The organism is Cytobacillus sp. (assembly GCF_964223445.1).
Lineage (GTDB): Bacteria > Bacillota > Bacilli > Bacillales > Cytobacillaceae > Cytobacillus.
The window spans coordinates 16492-39864 of sequence record NZ_CAXQGS010000084.1 but is presented as its reverse complement, the minus strand read 5'-3'; the positions used below and the strand labels follow the sequence as shown (position 1 = coordinate 39864).

The 23373-nt window shown below is 41.5% G+C and carries 24 protein-coding genes and 1 pseudogene; 24 read left to right on the top strand and 1 reads right to left on the bottom strand.

Translation table 11 applies throughout. The features are described 5' to 3' along the window. Nucleotides 1-83: 83 nt before the first annotated feature. The 5 genes and pseudogenes from qcrB to ACEQ1T_RS15800 form a co-directional block, all read left to right on the top strand. Nucleotides 84-593: pseudogene (gene qcrB, locus ACEQ1T_RS15820) on the top strand (menaquinol-cytochrome c reductase cytochrome b subunit); the annotation flags it as partial. 43 nt (nt 594-636) lie between these two features. Further along, on the top strand, nt 637-1404 hold the full coding sequence (locus ACEQ1T_RS15815; RefSeq protein WP_009332735.1) for a menaquinol-cytochrome c reductase cytochrome b/c subunit: 768 nt from the start codon (nt 637-639) through the stop codon (nt 1402-1404). A 122-nt stretch (nt 1405-1526) separates the two neighbouring features. Further along, on the top strand, nt 1527-2123 hold the full coding sequence (locus tag ACEQ1T_RS15810; RefSeq protein WP_206838183.1) for a DUF1405 domain-containing protein: 597 nt from the start codon (nt 1527-1529) through the stop codon (nt 2121-2123). 134 nt (nt 2124-2257) lie between these two features. After that, a complete protein-coding gene (gene ypjB, locus ACEQ1T_RS15805) occupies nt 2258-3034 on the top strand; it encodes a sporulation protein YpjB (RefSeq protein WP_206838181.1) in 777 nt (258 codons plus the stop codon). A gap of 358 nt (nt 3035-3392) precedes the next feature. Beyond that, nucleotides 3393-4073: a zinc metallopeptidase gene (locus tag ACEQ1T_RS15800; RefSeq protein WP_206838179.1), complete on the top strand. Its 681-nt coding sequence runs from the start codon at nt 3393-3395 to the stop codon at nt 4071-4073. Between the two features lie 101 nt (nt 4074-4174). Here ACEQ1T_RS15800 and ACEQ1T_RS15795 read toward each other — a convergent pair whose 3' ends face one another. Beyond that, nucleotides 4175-5047 carry a YitT family protein gene (locus ACEQ1T_RS15795; RefSeq protein ID WP_370223684.1) on the bottom strand — a complete coding sequence of 291 codons (873 nt, stop codon included), beginning with the start codon at nt 5045-5047 and terminating at the stop codon, nt 4175-4177. Between the two features lie 218 nt (nt 5048-5265). Here ACEQ1T_RS15795 and ACEQ1T_RS15790 point away from each other — a divergent pair, with 218 nt between their 5' ends. The 19 genes from ACEQ1T_RS15790 to ACEQ1T_RS15700 all read left to right on the top strand — a co-directional run bounded on the left by ACEQ1T_RS15790 (nt 5266) and on the right by ACEQ1T_RS15700 (nt 22972). Beyond that, nucleotides 5266-5598 (top strand): nucleotide pyrophosphohydrolase, encoded by a 333-nt coding sequence (locus ACEQ1T_RS15790; RefSeq protein ID WP_206838174.1) that lies wholly within the window; start codon nt 5266-5268, stop codon nt 5596-5598. A gap of 13 nt (nt 5599-5611) precedes the next feature. Next, the gene (gene dapB / locus ACEQ1T_RS15785; protein WP_206838171.1) at nt 5612-6415 is read left to right on the top strand and encodes a 4-hydroxy-tetrahydrodipicolinate reductase; all 804 of its coding nucleotides are present in this window, start codon (nt 5612-5614) and stop codon (nt 6413-6415) included. A 14-nt stretch (nt 6416-6429) separates the two neighbouring features. Further along, a complete protein-coding gene (gene mgsA, locus ACEQ1T_RS15780; RefSeq protein ID WP_370223683.1) occupies nt 6430-6852 on the top strand; it encodes a methylglyoxal synthase in 423 nt (140 codons plus the stop codon). Next, complete coding sequence (gene bshB1 / locus ACEQ1T_RS15775; RefSeq protein ID WP_206838167.1) at nt 6839-7555, top strand: bacillithiol biosynthesis deacetylase BshB1; 717 nt, start codon at nt 6839-6841, stop codon at nt 7553-7555. The genes mgsA and bshB1 overlap by 14 nt, the downstream gene beginning before the upstream one ends. Continuing rightward, nucleotides 7552-8697 carry an N-acetyl-alpha-D-glucosaminyl L-malate synthase BshA gene (gene bshA / locus ACEQ1T_RS15770; protein ID WP_206838165.1) on the top strand — a complete coding sequence of 382 codons (1146 nt, stop codon included), beginning with the start codon at nt 7552-7554 and terminating at the stop codon, nt 8695-8697. Before bshB1 ends, bshA begins: the two co-directional genes overlap by 4 nt. Further along, nucleotides 8694-9902, top strand: coding sequence for a CCA tRNA nucleotidyltransferase (locus tag ACEQ1T_RS15765; protein ID WP_370223682.1), 1209 nt, complete (start codon nt 8694-8696; stop codon nt 9900-9902). The genes bshA and ACEQ1T_RS15765 overlap by 4 nt, the downstream gene beginning before the upstream one ends. Further along, nucleotides 9875-10858 (top strand): biotin--[acetyl-CoA-carboxylase] ligase, encoded by a 984-nt coding sequence (locus ACEQ1T_RS15760; protein ID WP_206838162.1) that lies wholly within the window; start codon nt 9875-9877, stop codon nt 10856-10858. The genes ACEQ1T_RS15765 and ACEQ1T_RS15760 overlap by 28 nt, the downstream gene beginning before the upstream one ends. Nucleotides 10859-11127: 269 nt before the next feature. Continuing rightward, entirely contained in the window at nt 11128-11964 is an 837-nt protein-coding gene (gene panB / locus ACEQ1T_RS15755; protein ID WP_206839288.1) for a 3-methyl-2-oxobutanoate hydroxymethyltransferase, read from the top strand. Then, complete coding sequence (gene panC / locus ACEQ1T_RS15750; RefSeq protein ID WP_206838161.1) at nt 11961-12809, top strand: pantoate--beta-alanine ligase; 849 nt, start codon at nt 11961-11963, stop codon at nt 12807-12809. Before panB ends, panC begins: the two co-directional genes overlap by 4 nt. 23 nt (nt 12810-12832) lie before the next feature. Further along, nucleotides 12833-13216 carry an aspartate 1-decarboxylase gene (gene panD / locus ACEQ1T_RS15745; protein WP_206838158.1) on the top strand — a complete coding sequence of 128 codons (384 nt, stop codon included), beginning with the start codon at nt 12833-12835 and terminating at the stop codon, nt 13214-13216. A gap of 174 nt (nt 13217-13390) precedes the next feature. Beyond that, nucleotides 13391-16192, top strand: a complete 2802-nt coding sequence (dinG, locus tag ACEQ1T_RS15740) for an ATP-dependent DNA helicase DinG (RefSeq protein WP_370223680.1) — start codon at nt 13391-13393, stop codon at nt 16190-16192. A 155-nt stretch (nt 16193-16347) separates the two neighbouring features. Beyond that, nucleotides 16348-17196 (top strand): ATP-dependent DNA helicase, encoded by an 849-nt coding sequence (locus ACEQ1T_RS15735; RefSeq protein WP_206838154.1) that lies wholly within the window; start codon nt 16348-16350, stop codon nt 17194-17196. A 298-nt stretch (nt 17197-17494) separates the two neighbouring features. Continuing rightward, nucleotides 17495-17665 carry a YpmA family protein gene (locus ACEQ1T_RS15730; RefSeq protein ID WP_009332715.1) on the top strand — a complete coding sequence of 57 codons (171 nt, stop codon included), beginning with the start codon at nt 17495-17497 and terminating at the stop codon, nt 17663-17665. Between the two features lie 15 nt (nt 17666-17680). Continuing rightward, the gene (locus ACEQ1T_RS15725) at nt 17681-18154 is read left to right on the top strand and encodes a DUF5590 domain-containing protein (RefSeq protein ID WP_206838152.1); all 474 of its coding nucleotides are present in this window, start codon (nt 17681-17683) and stop codon (nt 18152-18154) included. A 58-nt stretch (nt 18155-18212) separates the two neighbouring features. Next, nucleotides 18213-19397, top strand: coding sequence for a pyridoxal phosphate-dependent aminotransferase (locus tag ACEQ1T_RS15720; RefSeq protein WP_206839287.1), 1185 nt, complete (start codon nt 18213-18215; stop codon nt 19395-19397). 166 nt (nt 19398-19563) lie between these two features. Continuing rightward, nucleotides 19564-20856: an asparagine--tRNA ligase gene (gene asnS / locus ACEQ1T_RS15715; protein WP_157380205.1), complete on the top strand. Its 1293-nt coding sequence runs from the start codon at nt 19564-19566 to the stop codon at nt 20854-20856. Nucleotides 20857-21032: 176 nt separating this feature from the next. Then, nucleotides 21033-21743, top strand: a complete 711-nt coding sequence (locus ACEQ1T_RS15710; RefSeq protein ID WP_206838150.1) for a DnaD domain-containing protein — start codon at nt 21033-21035, stop codon at nt 21741-21743. Between the two features lie 51 nt (nt 21744-21794). Then, entirely contained in the window at nt 21795-22451 is a 657-nt protein-coding gene (nth, locus tag ACEQ1T_RS15705; protein WP_206838147.1) for an endonuclease III, read from the top strand. Further along, complete coding sequence (locus ACEQ1T_RS15700; protein ID WP_206838142.1) at nt 22448-22972, top strand: YpoC family protein; 525 nt, start codon at nt 22448-22450, stop codon at nt 22970-22972. The genes nth and ACEQ1T_RS15700 overlap by 4 nt, the downstream gene beginning before the upstream one ends. Nucleotides 22973-23373 lie beyond the last annotated feature (401 nt).

The following is a 23373-nucleotide window of genomic DNA, read 5'->3' as shown; positions in this document are numbered from 1 at the left end:
TTGCTCCCCAGTGGTGCATACCGCGGACAATTTGTCCAAATGCAACATGGTTCTGTAGATAATACACGGATTCCCATGCATTTTTAATATCCGGTATGTTCCTGACAATGTATTATGTTCCGGATATTAAAAATGCATGGGAATCCGTGTATTATCTACAGAACCATGTTGCATTTGGACAAATTGTCCGCGGTATGCACCACTGGGGAGCAAGTTTGGTAATCGTAATGATGTTCCTACATACGTTACGTGTTTTCTTCCAGGGAGCTTATAAGAAGCCCCGTGAATTAAACTGGGTTGTCGGAGTGCTTATTTTCTTCATTATGCTTGCACTTGGACTTACAGGTTACTTATTGCCTTGGGATATGAAAGCCCTTTTCGCTACAAAAGTAACAATCCAGATTGTAGAATCAACTCCGCTGATTGGAGAATATCTGAAAATACTTATTGCCGGACATTCTGATATTGTCGGCGCTCAGACTATCACCCGATTCTTTGCCATCCATGTATTCTTCTTACCGGCTGCACTATTCGGGTTAATGGCTGCCCACTTTATTATGATCCGTAAACAGGGTATTTCAGGACCGTTGTAAGAAATAATTTTTTGATCATTGCAAAAGGAGGGGAAATCGCCCAATGCATCGTGGTAAAGGTATGAAATTCGTAGGTGACTCTCGTGTTCCTGCAGAACGCAAACCGAATATCCCGAAAGACTATTCGGAATATCCAGGAAAAACAGAAGCATTCTGGCCAAACTTCCTATTAAAGGAATGGATGGTAGGGGCTGTATTCCTTATCGGTTTCCTATGCTTGACAATTGCGCATGAGCCGCCATTAGAAAAAATTGCTGATCCTAGTGATACAGCTTATATCCCGCTGCCAGACTGGTACTTCCTGTTCTTGTACCAGCTTCTGAAATACAGCTATGCTTCTGGACCATATAATGCAATCGGTGCTTTCATTATTCCGGGTCTTGCATTCGGAGCTTTGCTGCTTGCACCATTCATAGACCGCGGACCTGAACGCCGTCCGTCCAAGCGTCCTCTAGCAACTGGTTTCATGCTATTGGCTCTTGCCGGCATCACTTTCCTGACTTGGGAGTCTGTTGCACATCATGACTGGGAAGCTGCAGCACAGCAAGGTAAGATTGTGGCTGAAGTAGAGTTTGATAAAGAGGACGAAGGCTACAAGATTTTTGAAGCGAACGGCTGTATTTCCTGCCACGGAGGAGATCTTCAGGGTGGAGCAGGTTCACCTGCACTTGTTGACACTGGGTTAACACCTGAAGAAGTTGCTGACATTGCTAAAAACGGTAAAGGCGCCATGCCTCCAGGAATGTTCAAAGGAACTGATGAAGAACTTCAAAAGCTTGCTGAGTTTATTTCTGGCCTTGAAAGCAAATAATTGGTAAAGAAGCTGGCATTGCCAGCTTCTTTTTTTATGCACATAAATGGTTCGTTTTTTTACATGCACTTGGTGTGGTAAAATAATGAAATAATCGTGTACATAGAGAAGGAGAACAAACTATGAAATGGATCTATCCTTTATTAGGCAGCAGAGCTATGCTGATACTGCTTCTGATCATTAACACGGCAGGCACAATTTATGGGTATATCTGGTATAAGTGGCAGCTTGTCGAGACACCGCCAATTTTCCTGCCCTTTGTACCGGACAGTCCTACAGCGAGCCTGTTTTTTATGTTTGTGCTAATCGCCTTTCTATTGGGCAAAAATTGGCCAATGTTTGAAGCATTAGCTATTGTGACCCTTATTAAATACGGAATATGGGCTGTAGTAATGAATTTGCTGGTTTTTCAGGTGACAGGTGAATTGGATCCAGTTGCCCTCATGCTGATCTTCTCGCATGGTGCAATGGCAGTCCAGGGGGTTCTATATGCACCTTTCTACCGTTTTAAAGTATGGCATCTTGTTTTAACGGGAATCTGGACTTTTCATAATGATGTAATTGATTACGTCTTTTTCATGCTGCCGCGCTATCCTATTTTAGATCTGTACACACCGCAAATCGGCTATTTTACATTTTGGCTAAGTATTTTTTCATTAGGGACCGCTTATTACTTCGCCTTAAGAAAGAAGCGGTTCAGTCTGGATATAGTAAAGTAATGCTCCGCCAAAACATTGAGCGTTTTGGTCCTCGTATCTGAAAGAAATAACCTTGCTAAGGTAAATAATTTCTGGTCTAACCTTGTCCCTCTTTTCATATTTATCTAATAGTAATTTGAGGGGGGACAAGTTTAATGAGGCGAAAAGTAATCGCATTCTTATTCATTCTTATGTTATTGCCTGGAATGGTGTCAGCAGATAAGACAACACAAATAGATAAATTAGACCAATTATCTAATGAAGCCTTACAGATGGTTAAGCTCCATAGGTATGAGGATGCCAAGAAGCTTTTGGAGTATTTTTCCGAGCAATTTGTTGCTGTGAATGGCAAGGAAAGGCCATTTACAATGGACGAACTGCGGATTATTACCGTCTCCCATGATGATGCTGTACAAGCTGCTGTCAATACATCAATGAGCCATGAAGAAAGGCTGAATCATGCAACAAAATTCCGCCTTGTAATGGATGCAATCTCCTCAAAATATCAGCCTTTATGGACCGAAATGGAGAAGCCGATTATGACGGTATTTGTTGAAGTTAAGGAAGCCGCATACAGTGGAAATAACGAAAACTTTCATTCACATTTGAATTCCTTTTTGTCTTTATATGAGGTTATTTATCCAAGTTTAAAAATTGATGTTGATGCAGAAAAGGTACAAAAACTGAACGCACGCATTAATTTTATCGATCATTACCGGCCGCAGGTGCTTTCTCAGCAGGCAAGCCAGCAGGAACTTGCTGCATTGGAAAATGATCTGCAGACAATCTTTGATGAAATGACAGAAGATGAAACAGATCCATCCCTTTGGTGGGTGATCATTTCAACAGGGAGCATAATCATTATTACATTATCTTACGTAGGCTGGAGAAAATATAAGGGAGACAGGGCAAGACAAAAAAATCGATCTTAAATACAAAAGGCTGTTTTCGCAAGGTTTGTTGCTTTTTGTATATGATTTGCTGAGTTGTAGCGGAAGGTGCGAGACTTCTGCGGGAGTAGCGGGACAGGTGAGACCCCGCAGGCGCGCAGCGTCGAGGAGGCTCACCGCCCGCCCCGCGGAAAGCGAGCAACCTGGAACGGAAATCAACGGACAATATTATTGGCGATAAACAACAATATATACGAAAAGAGCCTTACAAAAAATGAGAGTCTTTTCCCGTTTTGTAATCAAGAGAAAAGGGAAAAGATAGGCAGAGCGATTTGTATGCTGGATATCTTCAGGTCAGCGGTTAAAATTCAACAAGATCAGCTTGATGGGAGGTACTAAAATGGGAGGATATCTCATTTATTTTGCAATAATTATTCTTGTTCCGCTCTGGGCGCAAATGAAAGTAAAGGGAGCTTACAGCAAATATTCAAAAGTTCCTTCATCCACGCAAATGAGAGGTGCTGAAGTAGCCAGAAGAATTCTGGATGAAAATGGCTTATATAACGTTGGCGTGGAGGAAACCAGGGGGCATTTAACAGATCATTATGATCCGCGTTCTAAGAATGTCAGGCTATCAGCAACAAATTATCACGGCCATTCAGTAGCAGCAGCTGCTATTGCGGCCCATGAGGTTGGCCATGCAATTCAGGATAATCAGGATTACGCTTTTCTGCGTTTTCGCCATGCGCTGGTGCCTGTTGCGAATCTTGGTTCAAACTTCTCCTGGATTCTGATCATGATCGGTTTTTTTGCAGGGTTGAGCGGAATGGTGCTGCTGGGAATTATCTTTATGGCAGCTGCAGTGGTTTTCCAGCTCATCACTCTTCCAGTGGAGTTCAATGCATCTAATCGTGCGATGGATCAGGTAGTGTCACTCGGAATAATAAGAAACGATGAAGAGAGAGAAACTAAAAAAGTTTTGAATGCAGCTGCATTGACATATGTGGCGGCAGCTGCTGTTGCTGTGCTGGAATTGCTGCGTTTAATCCTTATTTACACAGGTATGACAAGGTCGGAGTAAGAAAAGCCGCTGGCGCCCGGAGCTAGTCTGTGTAAAAGCCGGGTAGCCGGCTTTTTGCTGAAAAAAGAGATGTCCATCATGACATCTCCTGGAACTACTCTTTAGCGTTCAACCGGCTTTTTATTTTCATCCAAAGTAAAGCCTTCCCCCAGTACATCATGGACAGCTGTAACCGATACAAAAGCATGCGGATCAACAGCTGTGATGACATTTTTCAAACGAACAATTTCATTACGGCCAACTACACAATAGAGCACTTCACGCTCTATCTTGGTGAAGGAGCCATGGCCTTTTAACACAGTGACACCCCGGTCCATTTCTTTCATGATTTTATCGGCAATGGCATCATTTTGTTCTGAAATAATCATCGCTCCCCTTGCTGCATAGGCCCCTTCTTGCATAAAATCAATTACTTTGGCACCGATAAAAACAGCCACAAGAGTATACATTGCTTCCCTGTAATCCAAATATGTAATTAATGAAAGTGCTATTACAAAAAAATCAAAAATGAACATCGTTTTTCCCATGCTGACCCCTGCGTACTTATGGGTAAGCCTCGCGATTATATCCACTCCGCCTGTTGTGCCCCCATACCTGAAAATGGTCCCAAGACCAATCCCGATGAAGACTCCGGCGAATAGAGAAGCAAGAGTTAAATCCTCTTTTAGAGGCATTTCGATCTGGTACCGCTGAAAAATCCATAAGAAAATGGACACACCGACCGTTCCTATGATCGTATAAACAAAAACATTCCTGCCAAGAAGTTTCCACCCTATAAAGAAAAGGGGTATATTCAGCAGCAAGTTTGTATAAGAAGGATCCCACTTGAACAGGAAATATAAGAGCAGCGTTATCCCGGTGAATCCGCCTTCAGCCAAATTATTCTGCATATTAAAATGAACAAGGCCCCACGAAAAAATGGCCGCTCCAAGCAAAATGAAAAAAATATTCTTAAACTTTAATCCAAAATGCATATTATCCCTCCACTGCCTGAATATCACAATACCAAAGCGTATCTAATTATATAAGATACAGAATATAAGAGCAATGACCTTTCAGGGACATGAAGGCCCACGGGAATCAATTAAGCTCGATGATAAAAAATATTTGTAAAATAGCCGATCTTTAGCTTAACATGAAAAGTGGTAATCTCCGTATATAGAAACACCTATTAAAAGCAGAGGTGAAATAAATGCAAACAGCAAAATCAATGAAGGATATGCAAACAGAAGTAGACTCATACATAAGCCAATTTAAAGAAGGCTATTTCAGTCCATTGGCCATGCTTGCAAGAATGACTGAAGAACTTGGGGAACTATCCAGGGAAGTGAACCATTACTATGGTGAAAAACCCAAAAAATCCACTGAAGAAGAAAAGGCGATCGAAGAAGAGCTTGGAGATATGCTTTTTGTTCTAATATGCTTTGCAAATTCCTTAAATATTGACTTGGAAGAAGCGCACGATCGTGTCATGAAAAAATTCAGCACACGGGATAAAGACAGATGGACAAGAATTGAAGAATAGAGGAGAGAAGACAATGGATAAAGTTAAAATTGTTATAGCGGGACCGCGGGGACGAATGGGAAGTGAAGCCGTCCACCTTGTTAATCGAATAGAAAACTATGAAATAGCTGCTGTGATCGATCATAAAAATGGCGGAGGCTTTCTTGGCGATTTTGAAGGATTCTCACAGTTTGGCCAAGTTCCGGTTTACACAGATCTTGCTCTATGCTTTCAGGACCTAAAACCGGATGTGCTTATCGATTTGACCACTCCTGAAGTAGGAATGTTCCACACAAAAACAGCCCTGGAGTATGGTGTAAGGCCTGTTGTTGGAACAACGGGCTTTTCGAAGGAAAATTTGAAAGAACTTGAAGAACTTTGCCAGGAAAAAGGAATCGGCTGCATTATTGCCCCAAACTTTGCACTTGGTGCTGTATTAATGATGAAATTCTCACAATTAGCAGGAAGATATTTTAACGATGTGGAAATTATAGAGCTGCACCATGATCAGAAATTGGATGCTCCATCTGGAACTGCAGTGAAAACAGCAGAAATGATTGCTGATGTAAGAGCGAAAAAAGAGCAGGGCCACTCACAGGAGAAGGAAACGATTCCTGGTGCAAGAGGCGCAAATTTTGATGGCATGCATATACACTCTGTACGTCTTCCTGGCCTGATTGCTCACCAGCAGGTTATGTTCGGGTCGGAGGGACAAACATTGACCATCCGTCATGACTCCTATAACAGGGCTTCCTTTATGTCTGGAGTAAAGCTTGCTGTTGATACAGTTTTAAAAATTGATACTCTCGTCTATGGCCTCGAAAATATTATTGATTAGAAAGGAGTGCCAACATGAATATTGCCTTAATTGCCCATGATAAGAAAAAGGATGATATTGTAAGATTTGCGATCGCCTATAAATCAATTCTTGCTGAACATACCCTTTACGCTACTGGAACAACTGGTTCACGTATCATGAATGAAACTGGCCTTTCCATTCATCGTTTTCAGTCTGGACCACTTGGCGGGGACCAGGAAATTGGTGCTTTAATTGCCAACAATAAAATGGATGTTGTATTTTTCTTCAGAGATCCTCTGACTGTTCAGCCTCATGAGCCGGATGTTTCAGCTTTGGTGCGGCTATGTGATGTATATGCCGTCCCGCTGGCGACTAATATGGGTACTGCTGAAATAATTATTAAAGGCCTGGAACGCAATGATTTATCATGGAGGAATATTGTAAGTGAAAAAGGTGACATGAATGAACCTGGATAATCTTGATATTCTGGCATTTGGTGCGCATGCTGATGATGTTGAAATCGGCATGGGCGGAACAATTGCCAAATTTGCCTCTATCGGAAAAAAGATTGGAATATGCGACTTGACCCGGGCCGAGCTTTCCTCTAATGGGACGGTTGAAATCCGTAAAGAGGAATCACTGCAAGCAGCTGAAATTCTGGGGGTCAGCGTTCGGGAGACTCTTAACTTGCCTGACAGGGGTTTATATTTTAACCAGGAGTACATAAAAAAGATTGCGGAAATAATCCGTAAATACAAGCCTGCTCTTGTGTTTGCGCCTTATATGGAGGACAGGCATCCTGACCATGGACATTGTGCCCGGCTTGTAGAAGAAGCGGTCTTTTCGGCCGGAATCAAGAAGTATGAAACAGGCGGCAATTTTGCTCCTCATAAGGTGAAAAGCCTGCACTTTTACATGATAAATGGTTTCCATAAGCCTGACTTCCTAATCGATATCTCAGCTTTTATGGATAAAAAAACTGCAGGACTGGAGTCTTATCAAAGTCAGTTTGCAAAAAGCCCAAATTCATTTGATACACCACTTGTCAACGGTTATATTGAGACTGTTGCAGCAAGGGAAGGCCTATTTGGAAAACAGGCCGGAGTGGAATATGCGGAGGGTTTTAAAGTCAATAAACCCTTAATGGTAAATTTGGATATATTCGGTGGAGAATTATGAGAAAAAAATTAAAAATAGGTATCACCTGCTATCCCACGGTGGGAGGATCAGGTGTTGTTGCAACAGAACTGGGTAAAATGCTGGCCGAAAAGGGCCATGAAATACATTTTATTTCATCAAGCCTCCCTTTTAGACTGAAAAGGATGTACCCAAATATTTTTTATCACCAGGTGGATGTAAATCAGTACTCCGTGTTCCAATATGCTCCATACGATATCGCGCTAGCAAGTAAAATGGCAGAAGTAATCAAACGCGAAGGACTTGACCTTCTTCATGTGCATTATGCAATCCCGCATGCAGTTTGTGCGATTCTGGCTAAGCAGATGAGCGGCACGGATATTAAAATTGTCACCACCCTTCATGGAACAGATATTACAGTTCTCGGGTATGATCCATCCCTGACAGATGCGATCCGTTTCGGAATCGAAAAGTCTGATGGCGTTACAGCGGTATCCAATGCGCTCATTTCGCAAACCTATGACCTGATAAAGCCTGATAAATCAATACGAGCAGTTTATAACTTTATAGATGAAAGAATTTACAAGAAAACCGACTCTTCTTATCTTAAAGAAGAATATGGCATAAAACCGGATGAGAAGGTTATCATCCATGTTTCCAATTTCCGCGGTGTAAAGCGGGTGCCTGATGTTGTTAAGGCTTTTGCAAAAATTACGGAAGAAGTTCCTTCCAAGCTGCTTTTAGTAGGAGACGGACCGGAAATGACCGTTATTTGCAGGCTGGTGAATGATCTGGACCTTAAAGATAAGGTCCTGTTTCTGGGAAAACAGGATAATCTGGAGGAGCTATACAGCATCAGTGATTTAATGCTCTTATTATCCGAAAAGGAAAGCTTTGGACTTGTTGCTCTCGAGGCAATGGCATGCGGAGTGCCCTGCATCGGCACTAATACTGGGGGAATTCCAGAAGTAATCAGCGACGGTGAGACAGGTTATATTTGTACTCTTGGAGATATAACTGATATCTCAAAAAAAGCAATTAAACTGCTTAATGATGAGACCCTGCTTGAAAGGTTTGCTTCCCAATCCATTTCACTCGCTAAAAGAAGGTTCAGTGCCAGTCAGATTGTCATTCAATATGAAGATTTTTATTATGAACTTTTGGAAAAAGGTGACCTTCCATGAATGAAGCTTTTTTAAAGGCAGTTCCTGTCCTCGAGAATATAGAAGAGGCAGGTTATGAGGCCTATTTTGTAGGAGGATCTGTCAGGGATTATATTCTTGGCAAGGAAATTGCTGACGTCGATATTGCCACTTCCGCTGCCCCTGAGGAAGTCAAAACCTTATTCCCAAGAACACTTGATGTGGGCATTGAGCATGGCACTGTGGTTGTTCTGCATAATGGCATACCCTATGAAATTACAACTTTCAGGTCAGAGGCTGAATATCTGGATTTTAGGCGGCCTTCAAAAGTTCAATTTATCAGATCTCTGGAAGAGGATTTGAAAAGAAGAGATTTTACAATGAACGCCATTGCCATGGATAAGGAAGGGCATCTCATTGATCCATTTAACGGCAGGGGAGCAATAGAAGAGAAGAGAATTTGCACCGTTGGACAGCCTGCTGAGAGATTTACTGAAGATGCACTTCGAATGATGAGAGCAGTCCGCTTTTTTAGTCAGCTTGCATTCGAAATTGAAAAAAAAACTTATGATGCTTTGGCATCTTTGGCTCATTTACTTGAAAACATTGCAGTCGAAAGAAAGCTGGCAGAATTCGAAAAACTATTAGCAGGAACCAGCCGGATGAAAGCTCTTATGGTCATTGGGGAAACAGGATTGTCTAAGTATCTGCCAAATATGTCTGGCTTCCAAAAGGAATTAATGCAGGCAGAAGATTATAATGCAGCTGAACTGACAGTGGAAGAAATGTGGGCCTTTCTAGCATGCATCTTTGATTTAGGTGAGCCGCAGGCTGAAGATTTTTTAAAAAGCTGGAAACTGCCTGTAAAGAAATTAAAAAAGATATTGGCAATTATTAAATGGATTCGGTATAGAGCCAATAATAAGTGGGATGCCTATTCCCTTTACCGGGCAGGATGCATTGCACTAAACGCCGAGCGGGTCCGCAACGTAATCTTACACGAGGACTCAAGCAGGGGAGCCAATACCCTGGTGAGTCAATATAATGCTCTGCCGATTAAAGTGAGAAGCGATCTTCAGCTTACTGGAGATAACCTGATGGATTGGTTTGGCAAACCTCCTGGTCCCTGGATCAAAGCAGAGCTTGAAAAAACGGAGAAAGCTGTCTTGCACGGCGAATTGATTAACAGCAATGAATCCATAAGGGAGTGGCTCATAAATTGCAATCAGAAATTAGGAAAAAATTGATTGATGCTTTTACAAAAAGCAAGGAGGAATATCTTTCAGGCCAGTATTTAGCCGACCTGATTGGCTGTTCAAGAACGGCTGTATGGAAGCATATTGAAGAGCTGAGGAAAGAAGGTTTTGAACTGGAAGCGGTCAGAAGAAAAGGATATCGGATTACGAAAACACCTGAAAAGGTTTCTCCAGATGAAATCAGGCTGGGTTTGCAGACTGAAGCACTAGGCCGTCAAATTCATCATGAAGAAAGTGTTGATTCAACTCAGAAGATTGCCCATCGTCTTGCTTTCGAAGGTGCACAGGAAGGTACAGTCGTCATTGCGGAAGAACAGCTGTCAGGCAGGGGAAGAATGGACAGGAGATGGCATTCCCCCAAATCAACAGGCGTCTGGATGAGTGTTATCCTGAGGCCGAACATTCCACCTCCCAAAGCACCGCAGCTTACGCTAATTACAGCAGTGGCTGTTGTACAGGCGATTGAAGAGCTGACAGATCTAACACCGCAAATTAAATGGCCAAATGATATTTTAATGAACGGGAAAAAAGTTACGGGAATCCTGACTGAACTGCAGGCGGATGCAGACCGCATTATTTCAATAATCATCGGCATCGGAATCAATGTAAACCAGGAGCTTCATGATTATCCAGATGAACTTAAAGACATTGCCACTTCTATTTCGATTGAAAAAGGCGAAAAGCTTTCAAGAGCGGAGCTGATTAGAGTATTGCTGGGCAAACTGGAAAACCTTTATAAACTGTATTTAGATAAAGGATTCTATCCGATTAAGCTTTTATGGGAGAGTTATGCTGTCAGCATTGGCAAGAACCTTACTGCAAGAACTATTACCGGCAGCATATATGGCAAGGCTCTTGGAATTACAGAAGATGGAGTCCTGATGATCGAAGACAGCAGCGGAAAGGTCCATCACGTCTATTCTGCGGATATAGAGCTGGAAGTCTAATTTGTAAACCCAAAATTTTTTATAGCCAATTCTTTCGCCTTTTTGATATACTTTTTATGGGCAGTATCCTAAAAGAACTGCACCTTTTTGCAAGACCATAAAATAAATAGATATCTGCCTAGATCCAAAAAAATGGACCGGGACAGAGGGATGAACTGATATATGAGCTATTGCAAAATCCTTCTGCCTTCAGAAGGGTTTTTTTAATGTTCTGTTTTTTTACTCATTTGGAAGTTTTATTGCCTCTTCCTGTATAAGGAGGACGAATGATGAAGCAAACAACTGATTTTCTAAAAATGAAGGAAAATGATGAGAAAATTGTCATGCTGACAGCTTATGATTTCCCAGCTGCTAAACAGGCTCAAATGGCCAATATAGACATGATTCTTGTGGGGGACTCGCTTGGGATGGTAGTGCTGGGATATGATTCAACGGTTCCTGTTACGATGGAAGACATGATTCATCATGGAAAAGCTGTCAAACGAGGAGCAAAAAATACATTCATTGTGATTGATATGCCATTTATGAGCTATCATTTGTCCGCAAGAGATACACTTATAAATGGAGCAAGGCTCATTCAGGAAACAGGGGCGCATGCTGTTAAGCTAGAAGGCGGTGATGAAGTCGCAGATCAAATCGGAGCGTTAACCAAAGCAGGCATTCCTGTTGTTGCCCATCTGGGCCTGACACCGCAATCCGTGGGGGTTTTGGGGGGATATAAAGTCCAGGGAAAAAACGCTGAAGCAGCAAGAAAGCTGATTGATGATGCCAGAGAATGTGAGAGGGCTGGAGCTTTCGCTCTTGTCCTTGAGTGTGTTCCAAAACAGCTGGCAAAGCAGATTACTGAAGAATTGACGATTCCTGTCATAGGGATCGGGGCCGGCAAGGATACAGATGGACAGGTCCTTGTTTACCATGATGTATTAGGATACGGTGTGGAGCGCGTTCCGAAGTTTGTGAAACAGTATGAAAATCTGAACCCGATAATCTGCGATAGCCTCGCGGCTTTTTCTGCAGAAGTGAAAAACGGATCATTTCCTGATGATTCCCATTCCTTCAATATGAAAGAGGAAGAGCTGATGAGCTTATATGGTGGAAAAGCATGAGAACGATTACTGACATAAGAGAAATGCAAAGTATTGCATTACAGCTTAAGAGGGAAGGAAAGACAATCGGCTTCGTCCCGACTATGGGTTATTTGCATGAAGGCCATCTTTCTTTATTAAGTAACGCCAGAAAAGAAAATGATGTGACAATTGTAAGCATCTTTGTCAATCCGCTGCAATTTGGACCTAAAGAAGATTTAGCGGCATATCCCAGGGATTTCGAACGGGACAGCAGCCTTGCAGAGAACGAGGGGAATGACTACATCTTCTTTCCTTCATCAGAGGAAATGTATCCTGTGATTCCGTCTGTAATGGCCAAGGTGCAGGACCGGACGGATGTCTTATGCGGAAAATCCAGGCCGGGACATTTCGACGGTGTTGCAACGGTCCTTATAAAGCTCTTTAACATTGTACAGCCTGATAAAGTATATTTTGGAATGAAGGATGCTCAGCAGGTAGCCGTTGTTGATGGACTTGTAAGAGATCTCAATATTCCGGTGGAAATTGTCCCTGTTCAGACGGTCAGGGAAGAAGATGGCCTGGCTAAGAGCTCAAGGAACGTATATCTACTTCCTGCAGAACGCGATCAGGCATCAGCTCTCCATCAAAGTCTTAAGATGGCTGAATCCGCTATAGCGGAAGGGGAACTTGATCCTCGAAGGATACTCGCCAGCATGAGGGAATTCATTGAAAAAAATACAAGCGGGGAATTGGATTATATTGAAATTCTATCCTACCCGGATCTTAGACAGCTTTCCCGCCTGGAAGGTAAAATCATCATTGCAATGGCCGTTAAATTCTCAAAGGCCCGTTTAATAGATAACGCTATAATATCAGTAAAATAAGAAAGCTAAGGGAGGAAGGCAGCATGTTTCGCACCATGATGAATGGCAAGATCCATCGTGCAACAGTAACAGAAGCCAATCTTAATTATGTTGGCAGCATCACTATCGATACGGACATTATTGAAGCAGTAGGAATGGCTCCCAATGAGAAGGTTCAAATTGTTAATAATAATAATGGGTCAAGATTTGAAACCTATATAATACCCGGTGAAAGAGGGAGCGGTGTAATTTGCGTGAATGGTGCAGCTGCACGCCTTGTTCAGGAAGGGGATATTGTCATTATCATTTCATATGCTCTCATTCCTGAGGAAAAGGTACCTTATCATGAACCAAAGGTAGCGATAATGGACAGCAGCAATCGGATCGCTGACATGATTCATGCAGAGCCGGAAAGTACAGTATTATAAATAGAGTTTTATAAAGTGCTGAACTCATATGGAGATTCAGCTCTTTTTTATAATAAGCAGTGAATAACGGCCCAGTTCAGGTGGAAGAAAAATAATAAGGGGAAAAGCTATTTGCCTTTTTCTTTTTCCGTTTTTATGATACCGTTTGAATGACTGAATATAGAGGTGTTAGCCATGGGTAATAAATATGTTGTAGTGGATTTGGAAACAACCGGGAACGCCCCGAAAAAAGGCGATAAAATGATACAATTCGCTGCTGTGGTGATTGAGAACGGAAAAATCACAGAGGAATACTCCTCCCTTGTAAACCCGGAGCAATCTATCCCCCCTTTCATAGAAGAGCTGACAGGATTGTCAGATGAAATGGTCGAGAATGCCCCGCTCTTTTCGGAAATTGCCCCTAAAGTCTTGACTTTGCTTGAGGGTGCCTATTTTGTGGCTCATAATGTTTTATTTGATTTATCTTTTTTACAGGAAGAATTGATTGAGGCGGGATATAACGGGTTTTACGGTCCTGTTCTTGATACTGTTGAGATGGCCCGTATTCTTTTTCCGACTGCAGATAGCTTCAAATTATCTGATCTTGCACTCCGGGAAGGCCTTAATCATGAACGTCCCCATCAGGCAGACAGTGATGCGATGGTGACCGCTGAGCTCCTGTTAATATTATTAAACAAGTTAAAAAACCTTCCCCAAAACACCATAGAACAGCTGCATAAGCTGTCTGGAGGTTTAAAGAGTGATCTTGATATATTATTGGACGAGCTTATTGCTGTTAATGAAAGTAAGATTGGGTATTTAGGTGATGAAATGGAAGTTCACAGAGGGATTGCTTTGAAAAAAGAGATGAAGGCACAGAAATCTCCAGGCTCTAAATTTCAGGGCTTTCCACTCAGTGATGAGGAAAAACAGGAAATGTTCATTAAAGCATTCCCTGCTTATGAAAAAAGGCAGGGCCAGTTTATCATGATGGATTCGGTTTATGAAGCGTTCAAACATAAACAGCATGCATTAATAGAGGCAGGCTCTGGTGTTGGGAAATCTTTAGCATATCTTGTTCCATCAGCAGTTTATGCAAAGGAAAGCGGAAGAACTGTTCTTATCAGTACCTATACGACACAGCTGCAGGAGCAGCTGCTGACGAAGGATGTTCCTCTGCTGCAAAAGATGCTGTCGTTCCCGCTTAAAGCTGTATTGCTAAAGGGCAGAGGCCACTATATCAGCCTTGCGAAGTTTGTTCAAACTTTAAGAGATGATGAAGATAATTATGATCCAACCCTCAGCAAAATGCAGATACTTGTCTGGCTTCTGGAGACTGACACAGGAGATATTGATGAATTGAACCTGTCAAGCGGCGGGATGATTTACTGGAGCAGGATAAAGAATGATGAAACAGCTTTTTTGCAGGATAAGTCGTGGATTTCCAGAGATTTTTATCTTAGGGCAAGAAAGGATGCTCAAAAGGCAGATATCATTATTACGAATCACTCACTGCTTTTAACGGATCTAACAGCAGAGAATATTATTTTGCCTGAATTCAGCCATGTGGTTATCGATGAGGGGCATCATTTTGTTAAGGCATCAGGGAAACATTTTGGCAGCAAGCTTGATTATCTATCAGTTCGGCTGATGCTTGGACAAATTGGATTATTTGAACAGAAACAGTTATATTATAAGCTTGAAAAGCTGGTGGAAGAAAAAGCAGAGACACCTGAGGGATTCATGCATTCTTTTGAAGTCAACCAAATAATTGGTGACATTATACATGAAATGGATGAGTTGTTTAGAGTTATAGCGATTTATGCGAAAAAATATACAAAAGCAAAAAAAAGCGTTAATCGAATTACAGTCCGATTTAATAAAATTGCTGCCAACAAGGAAACGAATGCTGTATTGGCGAGTTCCGAACGTTTTGGATTTATGCTTAAGGAATTAATCCAGGGCATAGACAACCGTGTAGGCGCAGTTTCAAATATTAAATCAGCTCTATCTCTTGAAGAGAAAGCATTAATGGAGGAAGTGGCTTCCATTCTGGATGATTTGAGGGGAATGTATGAGGACTTAAACCATATCTTTCACTTGCCGTCCCCGGAATTTGTTGTTTGGATTGAAATGGATACCCGCTCTGCACAAAATGCCACAACTGTTTACGCACAGCCTGTATCAGTTTCTGAACTTCTTCATGAACAATTCTTCAGCCAAAAGGAAAGTGCGGTCATTACATCTGCCACTTTATCTGTGAAAAATTCTTTCAGTTTTATTCTCAAGGAACTGGGGCTTGAGAAACAGCAATGCACGCTAAAGCAAATTCAATCTCCTTTTGATTATCAGAGTCAGGTTAAGCTCGTGGTTTCTGATGATTTGCCTGAGGTTAATGCAGTACCGCTCGAAGAGTATGTGGCATCTATTACGGAGCATATCATTTCAATTGCGGAAGCAGCGAAAGGAAGAATGCTGATTCTTTTCACTTCACATGAAATGTTAAGGAGAACCTATGAGCTTATTAAGGAATCAGGTTTCCTGGAGGACTTTGCTCTCATTGCCCAGGGTGTTACAAGCGGAAGCCGATCAAGGCTTACGAGGAATTTTCAGCGATTTGATAAAGCTATTCTTTTAGGGACAAGCAGCTTTTGGGAAGGTGTAGATATCCCGGGTGAGGATCTTTCCTGCCTTGTTATTGTCAGACTGCCTTTTTCACCGCCAGATGAACCAATGGCACAGGCGAAAAATGAACAAATTGCAATCGAAGGAAAAAACCCATTTTCCGAATACTCATTGCCCGAAGCAGTTATCCGCTTTAAGCAAGGTGTCGGGAGATTAATTAGAACAAGTTCGGATAGAGGAGTCATCGTGATATTTGACCGGAGAATTATCACCGCAAGATATGGAAAGGCATTTCTGGATTCCATTCCGCCTATTCCTGTCCAGAAAAGTAATATTGATGAAATTGTCGAATTAATTTATACTTGGCTGTAAAAAGTTCAGGGGATTTTCCCTTGAATCCTTCTTCGATGAACACGGCATATGTTTTTATCAGGATAAATTTAGATGATTAACGCATTATAAATTTGTTGGGTTTTTTATTATTAATCCTCAGTCTGCTTTTGTTCATATGTAGGAGGAATGGAAAGATGAACGTGCTGTTCGCCTTTATGCTACTGTTCACGAATTGGTATTACATACCTAAGGACTCACCAGCAGTTCCTGTTAAAGTAGAAAGCATTGACCTAAAATTAAAAAGTGATGAGCTGGCTTTTACGTTTTTTTCTTTATCTGATGGCGAGGCTTCCTTGATTCATCATGGAAATGACGAAAAAGTCCTTATTAACACCGGCGGACAAGGAACAGGGGAAGAATTAAAAAAGCTTCTTGAATTATATGGCGTTAATCGGATCTCAGCAATCATCCTGACAGATGAGGAATTATATAACATAGTCAGCCTTAAATGGCTGATAGAAGATTTCGGGGTTAAAGAAATTATAGCGAATGATTCTGCAGTTTCGGAATTGAAGGGTGAGATCGGAAGCAGTGATCTTAAACTGCATGCCTGGAATCAGAATTTTAAGCAGCAGCTTTTTCCGGGATTGCTTGCAGAAGTCCTGTATGCAGGTAAAGAAACAGGGGAAGGAATGGATATTTCCTTCACATTTGCAAGGCATCGGGTATTATTTATGAACTCGACAAGTCCAAAATCTAAAGATTTTCTCATGGAAAAAGAGCTATCCAATGTTAATATTGTAAAGCTTCCTGCATTTGGAAGGAATGATTCCATTTCAGAAGAGATGATCAAACATTTGGATCCTCAAATCGCCATTCTTTTTTATAGACCATCCATAAAACATGATTCGAATCTGTTCGGACTGTTAAATGATGCCTGGGTTGATGTATATTATACAAGAAAGCACGGAACCGTCACCATCAAATTTACAGACATTAACTATGAATTATTCACGATTTTCCAGGGCGAGGAATTCAACTAAATAAAATTAAACCTTCACGAAAATTCCTTCCGGAAGATATTTTGTGGAGGTAATTAAATTTTTTAATAATTATTATCGGCAGAATCATCATCTTCCTGAAAAGGGTAAACGAAAAAGCTGCGCTTTTAGCGCAGCATGACGTGGTGGACCAGAAGAAAATTTGTAGTTGTTTTAATACCAGTTAATCAAATCTGCTGTTATACTGTTACTTAGATTTATTTCTTTGTAAAATTAGTTTACCCTTAACGGTTGAGTATATAAGTTACAAATATTGTAGAGGCTGAGGAGGAATTCCATAATGGAAAGCAAAATAGAGGTTTTATCTACCGTGAAGATCCAGCAAAGCCCGGATCTGTATAAAATTGTTGATGCATTGAACAGAACTTTAAAAGAAAAAGACTTGATGTTCGGTTTAGCGCTTGATCAGGAAGACCAAAATAAAGCGATCTTTACGATTTATCGTACATAAAAGAGTGATTGAGACATGAAAAAAGCAATATGGGGTATCATTATTCTGCTTGTCATATTCATTGGAGCAGGCTCTTTAATTTATTTCAACAGCATGAATCCGGTTAGAGCGGCAGAATCAAAGGCTGTAGAGCTTGCGGAAAAAGAAACAGATCTTGCTGAAACTGAAGATTTCAATTTATATCATGGTACTGAGACTTACTATGTCATCGAGGGCAAAGATCATGATGGGACGAGCATATATGTGTGGGTTCCAGAAAAAAAGGGGAAAATCGTTACGCTAAAGCAATCTGATGGAATTTCCAGAAATGAAGCCATTAACAGACTTAAGCAGGAGAAAAAAGCTGCTGAAATCATGTCTGTGCGGCTGGGAATGGAGAAAAATATTCCATTATGGGAAATTCATTACCGTTCCGGCAGTGATTTAATAAATTATTATTATATAGATTTTAAAACAGGAGAATGGTTAAAAAAAATTGAAAATCTATAGCCTGAGGCAATACACCGCCTTAGTGCAGGAGAAAATCGGGAGGAAGCAAGCAATGGAGATTCAACTGGCACAAAGAGTAAAAGCATTGACACCATCAACAACTCTGGCAATCACAGCTAAAGCAAAAGAGCTTAAAGCACAGGGACATGATGTTATTGGATTGGGAGCAGGCGAGCCGGATTTTAATACGCCACAGCATATTATCGATGCTGCCGTGAAATCCATGAATGAGGGACATACAAAATATACGCCCTCAGCAGGTCTTCCAGCATTAAAGAAAGAAATCGCAAACAAGTTCAAAAAAGACCAGGGACTTGATTATGACGCTTCAGAAATCATCGTTACCAATGGTGCAAAGCATGGCTTATATACATTGTTCCAAGTTTTGCTGAATGAAGGGGAAGAAGTCATTATCCCGACGCCATATTGGGTCAGCTATCCTGAACAGGTTAAACTAGCTGGGGGAATTCCTGTTTATGCAGAGGGAAGAGAGGAAAATGATTTTAAGATCACCCCGGAACAGCTGGCTAAAAGTATAACTGGTAAAACTAAGGCAGTTATCATTAACTCACCAAGCAACCCGACGGGCATGCTTTATTCGGCTGAAGAATTGAAGGAGCTTGGTGAGGTTTGTTTAAAGCATAATATCCTTATCATTTCTGATGAGATATATGAAAAACTGGTATATGGCGGCCATCAGCATACATCGATTGCCGAACTTTCACCTGAGCTTAAAGAACAAACCATTATCATTAATGGGGTATCCAAGTCTCATTCCATGACAGGCTGGAGAATTGGGTATGCCGCAGGTAATAGGAATATTATCAAGGCTATGACCAACCTTGCCAGCCACAGCACATCCAACCCGACAACAACAGCACAATATGGTTCAATCGCTGCATATGCCGGACCACAGGATACACTGGAAGAAATGAGAGAAGCATTCGAACATCGATTAAATGTTATCTATGATAAATTAATCAACATTCCAGGCTTTACATGTGTAAAACCGCAAGGAGCATTTTACCTGTTTCCCAATGTGAAAAAGGCAGCAGTATTGACGGGATTTGCAAGTGTCGATGAATTTGTGAAGGCGCTTCTCGAGGAAGCGATGGTTGCAGTGATTCCAGGCTCTGGTTTTGGCTCTCCGGATAATATCCGTTTATCATATGCAACTTCTCTTCAATTATTAGAGAAAGCAGTGGAACGGATGCACGGATTTGTTGAAAAGAACATGAAGTAATGTGAAACAGGAGCGGCCGGATCATATCCGGCCTCCTTCTGTGTTTTCTATCTATTTAGAGCGTATAAAAATTTACTGTTATTGCTTGTCAATGTGCTTGAAGGTATAATATATAGCGATACATAAGAAGTGATTGTTTAGATTTTTTTGGAGGGAACATAAATTGATAAAAACAACAATTTCTCAAGTTCATAAATATGTTGATCAGGAAGTTACGATTGGAGCCTGGATTGCCAATAAACGCTCAAGCGGAAAGATTGCATTTTTGCAGCTGCGTGATGGGACTGGTTTTATACAAGGTGTTGTAGTAAAAGCGGAAGTGCCGGAAGAGATTTTTCAGGGTGCAAAATCAGTTACTCAGGAATCTTCCGTTTATGTTACTGGCAAGATTCAAAAGGATGAGCGTTCACCTTTCGGATTTGAAATGCTGGTTACAGGCCTGGAAGTTATTCATCAGGCGGTAGATTATCCGATTACCCCTAAAGAACATGGAACTGAATTCCTGATGGACAATCGTCACCTATGGCTGCGCTCCCGCCGGCAGCATGCAGTCATGAAAATCAGAAATGAAATTATCCGGGCAACATATGAGTTTTTCAATGAGCAAGGTTTTTCCAAGGTTGACCCGCCAATTCTGACGGGAAGCGCCCCAGAAGGCACTTCAGAACTTTTTGCCACAAAGTATTTTGATGAAGATGCTTATTTATCACAAAGCGGCCAGCTTTATATGGAAGCAGCTGCTATGGCTCTCGGAAAGGTATTTTCATTTGGACCGACCTTCCGAGCTGAAAAATCCAAAACTCGCCGTCATTTAATTGAATTTTGGATGATTGAACCTGAAATGGCTTTCTGTGAGTTTGATGATAACTTAAAAGTACAGGAAGAATATGTAGCTCATATTGTACAATCTGTTCTAAAGAACTGTTCTATTGAGCTGAAAACATTAGGCCGTGATACGGAGAAGCTTGAAAAAATTACGGCACCATTCCCGCGCATCACATATGATGAAGCAATTAAGTTTCTTCAGGAAAAAGGCTTTGATGATATCCAGTGGGGAGACGACTTTGGTGCACCGCATGAGACAGCAATTGCAGAAAGCTATGATAAGCCAGTCTTTATCACACACTATCCAACTTCACTGAAACCGTTCTATATGCAGCCTGATCCATCAAGAGAAGATGTTGTATTATGTGCCGACTTGATTGCACCTGAAGGTTATGGAGAAATCATCGGCGGCTCTGAGCGTATTCACGACTACGACCTTCTCAAGCAGCGCCTTGATGAACATAAATTAGATATGGATGCTTACAAATGGTACTTGGAGCTTCGCCAATATGGTTCAGTGCCGCATTCCGGATTTGGTCTTGGTCTTGAAAGAACAGTTGCCTGGATCAGCGGCGTTGAGCATGTACGTGAAACAATTCCGTTTCCTCGTTTATTAAACCGTCTATATCCATAATTAAAAATTAATTGAGATAAAGCAAAAATCCGCCTTCCGCGGATTTTTTGCTTCTTCCGATTCCCGCTAGATCTTTTAGAAGAAACAGTCAAGCTGAATCTTCATGGAAAAGTTACCGGTTTTTCATCTCACTTTGGCCGCTATGTTCATGATATACTGATAAGGAGGTGTCCCGAATGTCTAAAAGTAGTTTATTAAAATGGCTTCAGGAAGGAAATATTTCAATACCTGGAGTCCTGCTGTCACAATATAAAGAAATGAATTTGAATGAGCATGAACTCGTCTTAATTCTTCATGTAATTTCCTATATTGAACACGGGAATGAATTTCCCACCCCTGTAGAATTATCTTCCCGCATGACCATTTCTGTGGCTGAATGTACGGATCTGCTAAGAAAACTAATCCAAAAAGGCTTTATTGACATTAAAGATAGCTACTCTGCTGATGGCATCAGATATGAAAGATACCATCTTGATCCGCTTTGGGAGAAACTTATTGACCAGTTTCTGCTCACCGGCAAAAAAGAGGAAGCAGTTAAGAGTCAGCAAGAGGAAACAGATCTTTATACTTGCTTTGAAAGGGAATTCGGCAGGCCGCTTTCACCTTTTGAATGTGAAACACTTGCGCTTTGGATGGATGATGATCACCATGATCCTCATATAATAAAAGCAGCACTAAGAGAATCTGTCCTATCCGGCAAACTGAATTTCAGATATATAGACCGGATTCTTTTTGAATGGAAAAAGAACGGCATAAAAACGATTGAACAGGCAAAAAGCTATGGCAAAAAATTCAGGCAGAACCAGGCACAGCAAAGGACGAAGAGGGAAGACACTTCATCACAGACAACGAAATCCGTTCCCTTTTATAATTGGCTTGAACAGTAAGCAGGCTTAAGCAGCATCCAAAATTTTGAAGATAGTAAGTTGGTGATTTCTTTGTTAAATAAAACACAAATTAGATACTGCCTTGATGCAATGGGGGAAATGTTCCCGGAAGCACACTGTGAATTAAATCATTCCAATCCATTTGAACTGGTCATAGCTGTAGCACTATCGGCACAATGTACTGATGCTTTGGTAAACAAAGTGACAAAAAACCTGTTTCAAAAGTATAAAACACCCCAGGATTACCTTAATGTTACCCTTGAGGAACTGCAGGAGGATATCCGCTCTATTGGTCTTTATCGCAACAAAGCTAAGAATATCCAAAAGCTATGCAGATTGCTTCTGGATGAATATGAGGGTGTAGTGCCGCGCGACAGGGATGAGCTTACAAAACTTCCTGGAGTAGGCCGCAAAACTGCTAATGTCGTTGTCTCAGTGGCTTATGGAGTGCCTGCCATTGCAGTGGATACTCATGTTGAACGAGTAAGCAAAAGGCTTGGCTTCTGCCGCTGGAAGGACTCTGTACTTGAAGTTGAAAAGACATTAATGAAGAAAGTGCCGATGGATGAATGGTCAATAACTCATCATCGTATGATCTTTTTTGGAAGATACCACTGTAAGGCACAGAATCCTCAATGTGAGATTTGCCCTCTGCTGGATTTGTGCCGGGAAGGCAAAAAACGAATGAAGGTAAAGCAAGCAAAATGACCGGGGAGATAGCCATTCCTGTTACAGAACAATTATGCCATCCCTTGTTTTACAAAAAGAATGATTCATTGGCTGTAAAAGAAGGATCCCTTTCAGCTTATCAGCCTCTCCTGCCATTTTTATATGATGCGGCTTTTTATGCGGGCATACCTGCTGTAAGGCCTTGGGAAACCAGCGATAAATATATTCCGGTCTTAATGAATGAGTGGGCAGGGCAGAGACAAGTTTTGAAAATGCACTTCTCAAACCGGGACCAGAAGGCAGCCTTAGGTCCGATGAAAGTATCTTTGGGAGTATTTTTACAGCTATTGTATTGGGCAAACAGCAAGCCGGTAAACCTTCAGTCAGATCCTGGAGAATTGCCAATAAAGCCAATGAACCTTAAAGAACGGCTTAATTTCATTTTTGCACGACCGGCTTTTTATCATTCTTATATACAGCTGTCTGAACTAATGGCTGAAATGGAAAAGCAATATATGAAGATGCTTGCATTGGAAAAAATAAAGAGAAAGCGCCTGTAAATGATAGGCGCTTTTTTCTATGGCTAGAGAAAAAGGTCATCAGTTTTAATAGGCCGCACGAACTGCACGTGCTGTGCATAAATTCCATTAAGCCGCGCGCAAAAGGAACGAAAGCGCGCACAAACTGTAGAAATGCACGCACAAAAGATTGAGATCCGCGCAAGACCCAGAGTTTCGCGCGTAACTAAAAAAAGCCGCGCTCAAAAGGAAGGAAAGCGCGCGCAAACTGGTGAAATGCGCGCACAAAAGGTCGAGGTCCGCGCGAACCCCAGAGTTTCGCGTATAAAAGGAGGTAGTGTGCCACAAACCCCCATAACCCGCGTAAAAGTGTACCAGTACAGCTCATTTCCAAAAAAACTCAGCAGTACATAGACAAAAAAGAGCTGACTCATCACTGAGTC

Coding starts and splice junctions, on each gene's coding strand:
- ACEQ1T_RS15815 (WP_009332735.1), top strand. CDS start 637: ATGCATCGTGGTAAAGGTATGAAATTCGTAGGTGACTCTCGTGTTCCT.
- ACEQ1T_RS15810 (WP_206838183.1), top strand. CDS start 1,527: ATGAAATGGATCTATCCTTTATTAGGCAGCAGAGCTATGCTGATACTG.
- ypjB (WP_206838181.1), top strand. CDS start 2,258: ATGAGGCGAAAAGTAATCGCATTCTTATTCATTCTTATGTTATTGCCT.
- ACEQ1T_RS15800 (WP_206838179.1), top strand. CDS start 3,393: ATGGGAGGATATCTCATTTATTTTGCAATAATTATTCTTGTTCCGCTC.
- ACEQ1T_RS15795 (WP_370223684.1), bottom strand. CDS start 5,047: ATGCATTTTGGATTAAAGTTTAAGAATATTTTTTTCATTTTGCTTGGA.
- ACEQ1T_RS15790 (WP_206838174.1), top strand. CDS start 5,266: ATGCAAACAGCAAAATCAATGAAGGATATGCAAACAGAAGTAGACTCA.
- dapB (WP_206838171.1), top strand. CDS start 5,612: ATGGATAAAGTTAAAATTGTTATAGCGGGACCGCGGGGACGAATGGGA.
- mgsA (WP_370223683.1), top strand. CDS start 6,430: ATGAATATTGCCTTAATTGCCCATGATAAGAAAAAGGATGATATTGTA.
- bshB1 (WP_206838167.1), top strand. CDS start 6,839: ATGAACCTGGATAATCTTGATATTCTGGCATTTGGTGCGCATGCTGAT.
- bshA (WP_206838165.1), top strand. CDS start 7,552: ATGAGAAAAAAATTAAAAATAGGTATCACCTGCTATCCCACGGTGGGA.
- ACEQ1T_RS15765 (WP_370223682.1), top strand. CDS start 8,694: ATGAATGAAGCTTTTTTAAAGGCAGTTCCTGTCCTCGAGAATATAGAA.
- panB (WP_206839288.1), top strand. CDS start 11,128: ATGAAGCAAACAACTGATTTTCTAAAAATGAAGGAAAATGATGAGAAA.
- panC (WP_206838161.1), top strand. CDS start 11,961: ATGAGAACGATTACTGACATAAGAGAAATGCAAAGTATTGCATTACAG.
- panD (WP_206838158.1), top strand. CDS start 12,833: ATGTTTCGCACCATGATGAATGGCAAGATCCATCGTGCAACAGTAACA.
- dinG (WP_370223680.1), top strand. CDS start 13,391: ATGGGTAATAAATATGTTGTAGTGGATTTGGAAACAACCGGGAACGCC.
- ACEQ1T_RS15735 (WP_206838154.1), top strand. CDS start 16,348: ATGAACGTGCTGTTCGCCTTTATGCTACTGTTCACGAATTGGTATTAC.
- ACEQ1T_RS15730 (WP_009332715.1), top strand. CDS start 17,495: ATGGAAAGCAAAATAGAGGTTTTATCTACCGTGAAGATCCAGCAAAGC.
- ACEQ1T_RS15725 (WP_206838152.1), top strand. CDS start 17,681: ATGAAAAAAGCAATATGGGGTATCATTATTCTGCTTGTCATATTCATT.
- ACEQ1T_RS15710 (WP_206838150.1), top strand. CDS start 21,033: ATGTCTAAAAGTAGTTTATTAAAATGGCTTCAGGAAGGAAATATTTCA.
- ACEQ1T_RS15700 (WP_206838142.1), top strand. CDS start 22,448: ATGACCGGGGAGATAGCCATTCCTGTTACAGAACAATTATGCCATCCC.